The organism is Halomicronema sp. CCY15110, from assembly GCF_016888165.1.
Classification (GTDB): domain Bacteria; phylum Cyanobacteriota; class Cyanobacteriia; order Phormidesmidales; family Phormidesmidaceae; genus Halomicronema.
This window is the reverse complement of sequence record NZ_JACSWC010000225.1, coordinates 1-12,281: the sequence shown is the minus strand read 5'-3', so window position 1 is coordinate 12,281 and position 12,281 is coordinate 1. Positions and strand designations below refer to the sequence as shown.

The following is a 12,281-nucleotide window of genomic DNA, read 5'->3' as shown; positions in this document are numbered from 1 at the left end:
AGGGGTTACACACCCCGTCCTACTAAGGTGTGGCAGCGCAGTTTAGCTAGATATGCTGACTGTAGCTGGAGAGGTGCTGCACAGAGATCTTGGAGGACTATCTAATCGAGGGATACAGATGCCCAACACCTCGGGGGGGGAACGAAGGAGATAGGACATTTTGCCTTGTCCGGAATCGGGCAACGCCACCAAAGATTCCTTGTGATGATTAAACGCCGCCCAGATCGAAAACCGCCCGTTAAATTTTGCTGAGTAAAAATGCCGATTCTAGTTAAGTTTGGGCACAATCGAGAGGCATCAACGTGCCAAGCAGATTTATTCCGGTTGCCTTTATGGCCGTTGCCCCCCTGCCTACGTCTGGTTCCGTCGTCACCTGCCGAGGTCGTCAGTGGGTTGTGATGCCCGCCGAGCAGGCCGATCTCCTGCGCCTCCGTCCTCTCAGTGGCAATGAAGATCAGGTCTGCGGCATCTATCTGCCCCTGCTTGAACAAGGACTAGAGAATATCGAGTCGGCCCAGTTCCCGGTTCCCGGTCCAGAGTCCGTGCAGGACCAGACCGCCGCCCGGTTACTCTTGGAAGCGGCCCGGCTAAGTCTCCGGTCTGGGGCTGGTCCCTTCCGGTGTCTGGGGCGGTTATCGGTACGTCCCCGCCCGTATCAAATCGTGCCGCTACTGATGGCACTTCGGCTCGACACACTGCGGCTGCTGGTGGCCGATGATGTCGGCATTGGCAAAACCATTGAAGCGGGATTAATTGCTCGTGAATTTTTAGATCGCGGAGAAGTCCAGCGGCTAGCGGTCGTTTGTCCGCCCCATCTCTGCGATCAGTGGCAACGGGAACTACGGGAGAAATTTCACATTGATGCCGTTGTGGTGCGTTCTGGAACGGTGAGCAAGCTAGAGCGATCGCTGCCTGCGGGCGATCGCCACATTTTTGATTACTACCGTCACATCATCGTCAGCCTGGACTATGCCAAGTCTGATCGCCGCCGCGCCAGTTTTCTAACCTACTGCCCCGATCTCGTGATTGTGGATGAGGCCCATACCTGTGCGCGTCCAGGGGGACGCAGTGAATCACAGCAGATGCGTCACCAGTTGGTTCGTGAAATTGCTCAGAAGCCTCAACAGAATTTGATGCTGCTGACCGCAACGCCCCATAGCGGCATTGAAGAGTCGTTTCAGTCTTTGCTGGGTTTACTGAAGCCAGAATTTGAGCAGTACGACCTGGAACGCCTCACGGAAAATCAGCGCATCGAGCTGGCCCGTCATTTTGTGCAGCGGCGGCGGGCGGACGTAAAACTGTGGCTGGGAAATGAAACGCCCTTTCCTCATCGAGAACCGCTAGAGCAACCTTACAAGCTGTCGCAGGAATACCGCGCCCTCTTTGAAAACGTCTACAACTTTGCCCGTGGACTGGTCAAAACGACCACCGAAGACATGAGCTACGCCCAACGCCGGGGACGTTACTGGTCGGCCCTCGCCATTATTCGCTGTGTAATGTCATCGCCGGAGGCAGCACTATCCACACTTGGGAAGCAACTAGAGAAAGCCGCTTCAGCCGATGAACTGACGGCAGAAATTGACGAAGACCTGATGGTGGCCTACACCTATGACCCGACCGATCAGGAACAGGCCCTGGATGCCCAACCGACCTCAGCGATCGCCCAAGGCCAACGTTCCTTTAGCGATACTGATCGTCGCAAACTGCGGGCCTTCATCCGCGATGCCGAAGCGTTAAAAGGCGCAAAGGATTCCAAGCTCAAAGCCGCAACGGAAACGGTTACCAACCTGCTGGCTGAAAGGCTTAACCCCATTATTTGGTGCCGCTATATTGCCACCGCTAATTACCTGGCGGCAGCGCTCAAAGCCAAGTTTGAGAAAAAACGGGGCAGCAAGGTGCGCGTCATTGCGGTTACGGGTGAGCAAGCCGAGGATGAGCGCGAAGCCCGAATTGGTGAATTAGCTGACTACCCGCAACGGGTGCTCGTCGCCACCGACTGTTTGAGTGAAGGCGTCAACCTCCAAGAGCATTTCCAGGCGGTGATTCACTATGACCTCCCCTGGAACCCTAATCGGCTGGAGCAGCGGGAAGGTCGCATTGACCGTTACGGGCAAACGGCTCCTGAGGTCAAAAGTTATCTGCTCTACGGCCAAGATAATCCGGTGGATGGCGCCGTGTTGAATGTGCTGATTCGGAAGGCCGTCGAAATTCACAAAAAGCTGGGCATTACTGTGCCAGTGCCCATGGACAGTTCCACCGTTTCCGAAGCCGTCTTCAAGTCGCTATTTGACCGTGCCACCGATGCCGAGCAGCTTTCCTTACTGGATTTGTTGGACTCTGACGAACCCGCCGAAGAGAAAGTGCATAAGAGTTGGGATCGCGCCGTTGAGAAAGAACGAGTCAGCCGCACCCGGTTTGCCCAGCGGGCGATCAAACCCGCTGAAGTGGAGCAAGAACTGGTGGAGTCGGATCACATCTTGGGTGATGAAGCCGATGTGGAACGGTTTGTGTTGTCAGCCTGTGCGCGACTACACCATGCTCCGGCAAAACAGAAGCACGGCTGGCTACTGCAAAATATGCCCCTCTGTGTGCGGCCCCGACTCGGTGACAAGCCACTGTTAATGGCCTTTACGACGCCGACGCCAGAAGGGGTGGAATATATCGGACGTAATCATCCTCTGGTGGAAGGGTTAGCTCGATATGTGTTGGAAGACGCCCTAGAAAATCAACAGGATCCGGTCGCGGCTCGATGTGGCTATACGGTGACGGACGTGGTGGAAAAACGCACGACGCTATTTTTGCTGCGCTTGCGACATCTGCTGGCCAGCACCAAACAGCAAGATTTGCTGGCGGAAGAATGCCTGGTGACCGGTTTCACCGGCCCGCCTTCGGCCCCGGTCTGGCTGGAGCCGGAGACAGCCTTGGCACTGTTGCAGCGAGCAGAGCCGACGAAGGATGTGCCCCTAGCGATGAAGCAAATGGAAATTGATGAACTGCTAGGGCGTTTGGGCGAGTTTCAAGAGGAACTGGAGGAAATCGCCCGGCAGCGGGCCTATGACCTGTCGCAATCTCATCGTCGGGTGCGGTCAATTACGAAGGAGGGGCAAATCCGCGTAAAGCCTCAGTTGCCAATGGATATCTTGGGGCTATATGTTTTGCAGCCTCAAAATTGATCAAGTCTTCAGCTCTAAATGAACGAGTTTTGAGGTGTCAGAGGATGCGCCAGCTTACCCAACAGAAAACCTACTGCTCAGCAAGCAAGCAGCCAAATGTCTTTCTCCAGGTTTGCGGATTTCATCACTACGGCAAATACTTAGGTGGACGTGTAAAACTTACGACATATGCCGATCCTGTGACGATCTCGATTACGGAAAAATCACGGGTTCGGATGCCCCTACGTTTTTAGAACAATGGCAAGGCCATATTGGGCTTAGCCGAGGTACTACGAATTAAACGGACAGTTTTATGGCTAAGAAGAAATCCGAAAAGAAGAATACCTATGGACACCACTCAGTTCAGATATGGCGGTGTGATTCAGCTTCAAATAAGCAAAAGCCCAAGCAAGCTAAAGTTGCGCAGACAAAAAAGGGTTCATTGCTTCCAGAGCAGGTTAAACCTGAGATTCGTTTAGAACCCGGTAGAAGAGGACGGAGAAAGGTAGTACCGAAAAAGCGCTGTGACGAATGCCAAAAACTACCTCCGGAAGCTCATAGCCTCATGCACTATACCAAAAGCAATTTAGGGCCAGTGGCAATTTGTGACCGCTGTCTTGGCACGGTTCAGAATCGCACTTGGAGAAAACTGGATACGCTTGACTATTCATTGGGAGGCGGCACTTTTAGTGCCAAATAGAAGTTGCCTGCTTGCCTCCACAACATTCCCGACCATCTTGATTGTGTAGACCCCCACTATGCCCTCTGCTACTACGACCCTGACCGGACTGCAAATTGAAGGGAACCTGATCGCCTCAGACTTGATGGCGGACGTGCTGGCGGGGGAGTTGAAGGGGCAGACGCCGGATGCCTTTGGTCTGCCGAAAACGGACAAACTAGCCGACGAAATCGCTCTGGCCTGGGGCGATGCCAAGATTTACTGGGCCGCGTATCAGAGAGCCCTGAGCCGTCTCCCAGAGGATGATCCGGCAACGACGGTAACCCGTGAGCAGTGGGTGATGCCGCTGTTGCGGAGTCTGGGCTACAGCCCGGTATATGTGGCTAAGGCCGAAGTGGTGGAAGGGCAAACCTATGCCATCTCGCACCGGGCAGAACCGGGGGACAATAAGTCGCCAGTGCATGTAGTGGGTAGTGGGGTGCGGTTAGAGCAGCGGCCTCCCAGCGGCACGCCGCGACTCTCGGCCCATGCCCTGGTGCAGGAATATTTGAACCGCACGGAGCACCTGTGGGCGGTGGTGACTAATGGCCTGCGCTGGCGGTTGCTGCGAGATTCCTCCCTGATGACTCGGCTCACCTACGTGGAGTTTGACCTGGAGCAAATTCTTAGCGGTGAAAACTTTGCGGAGTTTGGGTTGTTCTATCGGTTGTTCCATCGATCGCGCCTCCCAGAGGGGATGGATGATGCCGATGAGTGTCTGCTGGAGTTTTATCACCAAGAGTCACTCCAGCAAGGGGGGCGGGTGCGCGATCGCCTCCGCGATGGGGTAGAGCAGGCCCTTCGAGTTCTGGGTACCGGGTTTCTGCAACACCCAGATAACCAAGCATTTCGGGAGCGACTAGCAGCGGGGGAACTGACGGAGACTGACTATTACCGCCAGCTCCTGCTGCTGATCTATCGCCTGCTGTTTTTGATGGTGGCGGAATCGCGGCACCTGTTGCTCTCTGGCGAGGATATCGAAAAGGCTCGCGTTTATCGAGAGTATTACAGCATTGAGCGGCTCCGAGCACTGGCCGAAAAACCCTCCTGGCGGCGGGAAGGGTTTCAAGATCTCTGGCAAGGGCTACGGGTCACGTTTCGACTGTTTGATGAAAACTGGCGGGGACAGGTGTTGGGGCTATCGCCGCTGAATGGAGATTTATTTGGCTCACACTCACTGCTAGAGATTGATGGGTGCGCCATTGACAACCACGATCTGACCCTGGCGATTCGCCATCTCTCGCTATATGAGCAGCGGGGGCAGTTGCGGCGGGTGAACTACGGCGCGTTAGATGTGGAGGAGTTGGGCAGTGTGTACGAAAGCCTGCTGGACTTTCACCCCCAGGTGGCGCAACGCCAAGGCATCTATGAGTTTCAGTTGGTGACGGGCAGCGATCGCAAAACCACGGGCTCGTACTACACCCCACCAGAGCTAGTGGGACAGCTCATCAAAAGTGCGCTGGAACCGGTAATTGCTGACCGGCTGGAGGCGTTAGGCAAGGATGCCACCCCCGAGGCCCAGGAGCAGGTACTGCTCTCCCTCAAAATTTGCGACCCAGCTTGTGGCTCAGGACATTTTTTGCTGGCGGCGGCGCGGCGGGTGGGCAAAGAACTGGCCCGCATTCGCACCGGGGAACCCCAGCCGGGGCCGGAGTCGTTGCGGGTCGCCATTCGCGATGTGATTCAGCACTGCGTGTATGGGGTGGATTTGAACCCGCTGGCGGTGGACCTCTGCAAGGTGGCCCTGTGGTTGGAAGGCTTGTGCCGGGGGCTATCGCTGAACTTTTTAGATCACCGCATCAAGTGCGGCAACTCGTTGGTGGGGGTGTTGGATCTGGATTGCCTGAAGGAGGGTATTCCTGACAATGCCTACAAGGCGGTGACGGGGGATGACAAGAAGCTGGCGACTCAGCTCAAGAAGCGGAATAAGCAGGAACGCAAGGATGTGGAAACGGGGCAGGGGTCGCTGCCGCTGTTCAACACGTTTGAGCGCGATCGCGAGGAGTATGCCAGGGCGTGGCGCGAGATTGAGAGCATGAAGGACGATGACCCGACGGCGGTGCGCCAAAAGCAGCAGCGGTATGAGCGCAGTCGGCATTTGGTGTCGTGGTTGCGCGATCGCTCCGCCTGCAATTTATGGACAGCGGCGTTTTTCATGCCATTGACGGAGCAGCATGTGCAGCTTTTGCCCACTTCGGGGGTTTTGGACAATCTGCTGAAGGGGAATTGGGCGACCCAGGAAATTGTCAATGCGGCGGATCGCTTAGCGGAGGAAAAGCGGTTTTTCCATTGGCCGCTGGAGTTTCCAGAGGTATCTAAACAAGGGGGATTTGATTGTGTGTTGGGCAATCCGCCTTGGGAGAAAATCAACCTTAAAGATGAAGAATTTTTTGCTGTCTCTCATCCTGAGATAGCAAACGCTCCGACAAAAGCTAAACGTAAAAAGTTAATTGAGACATTAGAAAGTCTAGACCCCGATTCGTATAAGCGATATCAAGAAGCGCAGAAAATGCATGATGCACTAAGCAATTTTTTTAGAGAAAGTGGTTCATTTCCTCTTACTGGAGTAAGTCGCATCAATTTATACTCCATATTCGCCGAATTAGGAGTTAAGAACATCTGCGACAATGGTCGTTTAGGTTTTGTAATAGCATCTGGGCTAGTTACCGACGATAACAACAAGAAACTATTTGAATATCTCATTGATAATGATTGCCTTGTGCAAGTTCTAGATTTCGAAAATAGAGGAGGGATATTTCCGGGAGTTCACAAAAGCTACAAGTTCTGTCTTTTCTGTGCAGGGGGTGCTGAAATCAATCAGGCTTCATGTGACTTTGCTTTCTACTTAACTAAGATATCTGATATAAATGACCAATCCAGGCATTTCACTTTGTCTTCAGAGGAATTGTTTTTAATCAACCCTAATACCAAGACCTGCCCCACTTTTAAGAACAAGACTGAAGCAGAACTCTTGAAAAAAATATATAAAAGAATCAAAGCTTGGTGCCTTCATAAGACTTTGAAAGACTGGCCAGGAAAGCCAAGAACGCCATTTAACGTGTCTAATGACTCGAATCTTTTTCTGAATAAAGAAGAATTGTTAGAAAGGAATGGTGATCTTCAGGAATTTGGAAAATTTTCCACGGAATCAGAAATATATCTGCCTGTCTATGAATCCAAATTCATTCATCAATTTGAACATCGCTATTCGACCTTCAAAAATGTCTCTTCCGAAAGTATAGAGACTGGAAATAGCCGAGAATCCGAAAAGTTTGAATTAGAAGATTTAAGATACACCATAGAACCCAGATTCTGGCTGGCAGAAAAAAAACAAAAAGAACGTTATCCAGGGAACTGGTTTATCGCTTACAGGATGATCGTACGTGCCACAGATGAAAGATCATCTATAGCTGCAATTATACCGGCGAGACCATGCAGCAATTCTCTAACGATCATAGATCAAATTAGTTGTATCAACGCACTGCTGATGTGCAGCAACATGAACACATTGGTTTATGACTATGTAGCTAGACAAAAGATACCAGGAACTAATTTCAATCATTGGATTTGGAAGCAACTTCCTCTCGTTTCGCCAAGTAATCTGAGCCAAACCGACATCGACTTCATCGCCCCCCGCGTCCTCGAACTCACCTACACCGCTTGGGATCTGCAACCCTTCGCCCAAGACATGGGCTACGAAGGCGAACCCTTCATCTGGGATCCAGAGCGCCGCGCCCTCCTCCGCGCCGAACTCGATGCCTACTACGCCCACCTCTACGGCCTCACCCGCGACGAACTCCGCTACATCCTCGACCCCGCCGACATCCACGGCCCCGACTTCCCCAGCGAAACCTTCCGCGTCCTCAAAAACAACGAAATCAAGCAGTTTGGCGAATACCGCACCCAACGCTTAGTATTGGAAGCTTGGGACAGGCTAGGCTTTTAAGAAGATAGGCATAAGAAGAGAGGCATGAGGGATGTACATCACCAAAATATCGCTTACAAATGTTCGCTCTTTGAAGTCCATTTGTTGGGAAATAGACAGAGATCATTGCCCTGGTTGGCACGTCATCATTGGAGACAACGGCTCAGGTAAATCCACATTTTTGAAAGCAATTTCTCTGGTTTTAATCTTCAAGCAATTTGACGCTCTACGACAAAACAGTGACGAGTGGTTAAATAGAGGAGCAGATAGTGGCTACATCAGCATTCAACTGCTCTGGAATCCAGATAACGATCACTTCACTGGCCAAGGAAAAACCTATAAACGACAACTGTTGTCTGCCAGGGTAGATTTAGTTCGATTACAGAATAAGGTCAGTCTTAGAAAAGGAAGAAGTAAAGAAGACCCATCTCGATATATTTGGGGCGAATCGGTTAAAGGCTGGTTTTCAGCCGCATACGGCCCATTTCGTCGTTTCTCAGGTGGTGACAAAGATTATCAGAAGTTGTTTTATACTCATCCAAGGCTAGCGGCTCACTTGTCAATCTTTGGCGAAGATGTTGCTCTAGGTGAGTCAATTGAGTGGTTAAAAGAGCTTCAGTTCAAAAAACTAGAATCACAGTCTGAACGCAGTTTGATTGACACGATTACTTTATTTGTCAATAATTCTGATCTATTACCCCACGGTGCCAAAATCAACAAAATTACCTCAGAAGGGGTTGAATTCATTGATGGTAACGACTGCCCCTTACTAGTAGAAGAACTGAGTGATGGCTATCGCTCTATCTTAAGTATGACCTTTGAGCTAATCCGACAACTTGTGCAAGTTTATGGTATCGATCAGGTTTTTGGGGGGCAAGATACACCTCACATTATCGCACCAGGAGTCGTTCTAATTGATGAAATTGATGTTCACTTGCATCCAACATGGCAAAAGCAAATAGGAATATGGTTTTGCAAATATTTCCCAAATATTCAGTTTATTGTGAGTACCCACAGCCCTATTATTTGCCAGGCTGCGACTAAAGGGACGGTCTATCGTTTACCCAAACCAGGTAGTGACGATTCTGGCCACATGATTACAGGGCAAGCTCTTAATCGCTTATTGTACGGCAACGTTTTAGATGCCTATGGGACAGAAGTATTTGGCGAGAATGTGACTCGCTCAGAAATCTCCCGACAAAAACAGGAACGCCTTGCCCAACTCAACCAAAAAGTTCGTTATGAAGAATTAACAGAAGAAGAGCGACAAGAACATCAAAAGCTTCAGGCCATGATGCCCTCTAATCCTGATGTCATTTTTGGGCCAGTAGAACGATGAGGAAGTTGATTCAGACTATAAATCCAGATAAGAAGTATCAGAATTATCTGACCAAGTGGGAGTCATATATAAAGGGAGTTACCCATTACTCGAAAAGAGTTGATGTAGCTAAAGAGAAATGGGCATCTCGCCGTCAGACAAAAACCTTGAAACATGTCTGTCTAAAACTAGAGGAAATGTGCTCCGGTAATCGCAGGTGTTGCTACTGTGAAGACTCTGTTGCGGATGAAGTAGAACACATTAAACCGAAGTCTCTCTTTCCAGAGCTTACATTTACCTGGAGTAACTATCTCTATGCCTGCGGTTCCTGTAACATTAATAAAAACAATAAATACGCATTGTTCATTGCTGGAGTCTTGACATCAATAATCTCTTCAACTGTTCCTCCCAACCCTGGTCACGATGTTTTTATCAACCCACGTCAAGATGACCCAATGAGCTTCTTGGATTTAGATTTAGGTCAAACCATAGAGGATGGGACCTTTTGGTATTTACCAAAGCATGGTCTATCCCCAAGGGGCATTGATTATCAAAGAGCTGATTATACGATTAATACTTTAGGATTAAATCGTGACTTTCTTGTGGAGGGAAGGAGAAATGCAGCATTGGACTTCAAGGCGAGGTTATATGAGTATAGGCAAGAAAAGCCGAATCTAAGTCCTCAAAAACTTGCTCAATTTCAGCAAGATTTTCAACAACATACTTATCCTAGTGTTTGGGCTCATATGAAAGCCCAGCATCAATCTATACCAGTTTTGAATAACTTTTTTCAACAATTTCCAGAAATTCATAGTTGGTAATCGTCCATAAACCAGGGCAAAGATAAAAGACCAAAGCACCTAACATTTATGGAAGATCGTCCTTCCTTCTAAGGCCTCAACTTATGATGTGTGCTGTCATACTTTTGTTCCCGCTGATATCTACGGTTCCGACTTCTCCGTTTCCCAACCTTTCGACTCAAAAACGCTTCGTTCTTGAAGCCTGCGACAAATAAGGATTCTAGGAGGTTTAGAGTGTTGGCCCGTGCTCTCTTCAATGACATTGTTATTCCTGAAAAACTTATGGAGAATGACCAGTGAAAACCGACCCCATCGTTGCAGAAGTGCGCCAAATCCGAGACGAATATGCCGCCCAGCTCAACTACGACCTGCTTGCCCTCTTTCAAGACCTGAAACGGCAAGAGCCATCCAACCCTAAGCCCCACCATCGGTTGCCGCCCAAGCGCGTCACCAAATCCGCCTGAGCCAATCGTTCGAAGCCAAACACACTCGCCTCCCCAGAAACATTATCCAAGACAAACGCCACTACATCCATGCCCCAATAAAATCAAGCCGTTTGACGAATACTGTACCCAACGCCTTATCCTCGAAGCCTGGGATAGATTATTTAAAAGTCAAGAATGGTTGCACATCGTAATACTGTCATCGGATCTATGAAAAGACGAATCAAGCTGACGACAGGAAGACAAGATAGAGAACCAATTAAAAAGAAGGAAGAAAATTCACTAAAAGGAGATAAAAGCACTTCTTATACTAACTTCGCTGGAGTCATATATCGGGAGGAAGATGGCTCTTTCTTACTTTTGGGAAAAGAGCCATCCTCAAATGAACTTACTGGGGAAAAATATGTGTTGCGAGAAGCCGGTGTCAGAAAAGCGGTCAAAGGTATTGACCCTGAGAAGCTGAAGTCTGGAATACCAATCATCTGTACATTAAGAAAGACACAACATACAGTAAAGGGTAAGGCAGGTGCCAATCAACCTATAAATGATATTTCTCACGTCAATTGGGTTATCCATACAGTTCATCTTTTGAGCCTTTCAGAACAAGTCAAAGTAGTCTCACTCGAACCTACTGAAATAGAAAAAAGCAAAGAGGAAATCTCGATAGAAGAGCAGTCAATGCTGACTTCGAGGGGCAAAGTATTTGAATATTTAGGAGGTAGAGAAGAAGCAGAAAGAGAGATTTCTGATATATTGCAAAAACATCTTGGTGGTCAGAGAGAAGTAATGGTAGAAGATGGACGTATAGATTTACTGACTGATAAACTCTTAATTGAGGTGAAGGCATCCTCCAGATGGGATGACACTATTGGACAAGTACTTAAGTATAAACGTCACTATCCTAATCATCATTTAGTTGTCTTCCTTTTTGACGATGGCTTCGATATTAAATTTTCTAAAAGCAAACTTGAGAAAATAATAGAAAACTATATCGCCATCCCAATATCTGTCTGTCAAACAATTTCAGACTTGGAAAAACTCCAGCAGAGATGAATGCTTGAATTGGGCAAATGGAACTCAGAATCAAACGCCACAGCGACTCCGCCATCCTCCCCCAGTACGCCCATCCTGGCGATGCAGGCATGGATCTCTACGCCATTGAAACCGTCACCCTGCCACCCGGAGCCGCTGCCCTGATCAAGACAGGCATTTCCATCGAACTTCCCCCCAACACCGAAGCCCAAATCCGCCCCCGCAGCGGCCTCGCCCTCCACCACGCTGTCACCGTGCTCAACACCCCCGGCACCATCGATGAGGGCTATCGCGGCGAAATTGGCGTCATCCTGATCAACCACGGTCAAGCGCCATTTCAAGTCACCCCAGCAATGCGGATTGCCCAGATGGTGATCACCCCGGTCATTTATGCCGAAATAGCGGAAGTCGAAACCCTCACCTCCACCAATAGAGGTCAAGGTGGCTTTGGCTCCACCGGCCATTCCTAACGAATGCGGATCGCACCGCTCATTTAGTGGATACGGCGAACCCGCGTCTTGCTACCCTTGCCGCCTGTGATAAAGCTCAGCAAATTCCGCCTTCGCTAATGCCACCTGGCCATCCTTCACCCTCGTCCCAAACCGTTCCCAAACCCCATCATCCAGCACCTCAAACACCCTCCCCGTCTTCTGACTGGTCACCCTGATCGCATCCCCACAGCGCTCCATCACCACCGTTGACTTCGGTATCTGCGCCCACGCCGCCGCAAACGCCCGCCGATGTGCGTCCGTCCTGGGCTTCCAGTAATTCTGATTGCCCGACACCTGCGGCACAAACTGCTGAAACAACACCGGATTATTAAATGTCAAGTACATAGGCGTGTCGCGACAACTACATAGGCGGATGAGTCGTCGGCAAAGCGCGATCGGCAG

General features: G+C 49.9%; 8 protein-coding genes and 1 pseudogene. 8 read left to right on the top strand and 1 reads right to left on the bottom strand.

The genetic code is table 11. The features are described from left to right. Positions 1 to 332 precede the first annotated feature (332 nt). The 8 genes from JUK32_RS08385 to dut all read left to right on the top strand — a co-directional run bounded on the left by JUK32_RS08385 (position 333) and on the right by dut (position 11,858). Positions 333 to 3,173, top strand: a complete 2,841-nt coding sequence (locus JUK32_RS08385) for a helicase-related protein (RefSeq protein ID WP_204138406.1) — start codon at positions 333 to 335, stop codon at positions 3,171 to 3,173. 292 nt (positions 3,174 to 3,465) lie between these two features. Beyond that, complete coding sequence (locus tag JUK32_RS08380) at positions 3,466 to 3,852, top strand: hypothetical protein (RefSeq protein ID WP_204138405.1); 387 nt, start codon at positions 3,466 to 3,468, stop codon at positions 3,850 to 3,852. A gap of 58 nt (positions 3,853 to 3,910) precedes the next feature. Continuing rightward, positions 3,911 to 7,816, top strand: coding sequence for an Eco57I restriction-modification methylase domain-containing protein (locus tag JUK32_RS08375; RefSeq protein ID WP_204138404.1), 3,906 nt, complete (start codon positions 3,911 to 3,913; stop codon positions 7,814 to 7,816). A gap of 31 nt (positions 7,817 to 7,847) precedes the next feature. Further along, on the top strand, positions 7,848 to 9,134 hold the full coding sequence (locus JUK32_RS08370) for an AAA family ATPase (protein WP_204138403.1): 1,287 nt from the start codon (positions 7,848 to 7,850) through the stop codon (positions 9,132 to 9,134). Next, positions 9,131 to 9,934: an HNH endonuclease gene (locus JUK32_RS08365; protein ID WP_204138402.1), complete on the top strand. Its 804-nt coding sequence runs from the start codon at positions 9,131 to 9,133 to the stop codon at positions 9,932 to 9,934. The genes JUK32_RS08370 and JUK32_RS08365 overlap by 4 nt, the downstream gene beginning before the upstream one ends. A 275-nt stretch (positions 9,935 to 10,209) precedes the next feature. Continuing rightward, positions 10,210 to 10,377, top strand: coding sequence for a hypothetical protein (locus JUK32_RS08360; RefSeq protein WP_204138401.1), 168 nt, complete (start codon positions 10,210 to 10,212; stop codon positions 10,375 to 10,377). Positions 10,378 to 10,566: 189 nt separating this feature from the next. Next, positions 10,567 to 11,409: a hypothetical protein gene (locus tag JUK32_RS08355; protein ID WP_204138400.1), complete on the top strand. Its 843-nt coding sequence runs from the start codon at positions 10,567 to 10,569 to the stop codon at positions 11,407 to 11,409. Positions 11,410 to 11,426: 17 nt separating this feature from the next. Beyond that, entirely contained in the window at positions 11,427 to 11,858 is a 432-nt protein-coding gene (gene dut, locus JUK32_RS08350; RefSeq protein ID WP_204138399.1) for a dUTP diphosphatase, read from the top strand. A gap of 51 nt (positions 11,859 to 11,909) precedes the next feature. On the opposite strand, the pseudogene JUK32_RS08345 reads toward dut, so the two are convergent. Beyond that, a pseudogene (locus tag JUK32_RS08345) lies at positions 11,910 to 12,281 on the bottom strand (hypothetical protein); the annotation flags it as partial.